This window comes from Psychrobacter sp. 1Y4 (assembly GCF_051847555.1).
In genome coordinates, this window is sequence record NZ_JBPYDE010000373.1 from 1 (window position 1) to 814 (window position 814).

The following is an 814-nucleotide window of genomic DNA, read 5'->3' on the forward strand; positions in this document are numbered from 1 at the left end:
CACTCACATTCCAATCACTTTGGGCGGGTACAGTCGTAAAGTTGTCCTCTTTACCAGTCGCGACCAAGTTTATCTTACCCAGACCAAGTGCTTCATAGCGCTGGGCTTCTTTAATCGCCTTACCTGACCATGCACCAGTCGTCAAATAATCGCCGCGTCCACCATTGAGCAAGTTCAATGGAATGGCAGAAAACTGTAAGCTAGCGCCGCCTTGTAAAAATAGTACTTTATAGTTATCTGGTATCTCCATGAGCGTGCGTAGCTTAGCTTCTGCTTTGTCAGTGATCGCCATGTACTCTTTGCTACGGTGACTGACTTCCATGACCGATAGGCCGCGACCTTGCCAGTCGAGCAATTCGCTCTGAGCACGCTCCAATACGGATGTTGGCATCGTGGCAGGGCCAGCACAGAAGTTTGGCAGACGATGCGGGTTACTATTATTAGCAGTGGGTGTAGACGTTTGGGTTGTAGACATGATCACAGTCCTAGGTATGATGAAACAAAGAAGCGACCTTTATTTCAGTTTGTTGATAAAAAAATTTACATCAATATCAGTTTTAATATAGCTCAATGAGATATGCGCTCCCACAGCTGACGTTTAGCATCACTATCCGCAATCATGTCGTCTAATGTAGGCATAGTCATAAGGTTGGGGTGCTGAAGACCTTCAGGTAGTACTGTTAAAGCAGCAACTTTTATCTCTTCGCGCAGACCAATTCTAAAGACATATCCAGCAAGGCTGGCATTGGCAAGCTCTACTGTGTCCATACCGGCACAAATTGGGAATGAGGTCGTCTCATGAGTCATTGAGAGT

At 46.1% G+C, this 814-nt stretch carries 1 protein-coding gene and 1 pseudogene; both read right to left on the minus strand.

Annotated elements, in window-relative coordinates:
• Positions 1-475: aminotransferase class V-fold PLP-dependent enzyme (locus ACS8FC_RS16405; protein ID WP_439297560.1), on the minus strand; the 475-nt coding region annotated here is incomplete at its 3' end.
• Between the two features lie 92 nt (positions 476-567).
• Positions 568-814, minus strand: a pseudogene (locus ACS8FC_RS16410) (hypothetical protein); the annotation flags it as partial.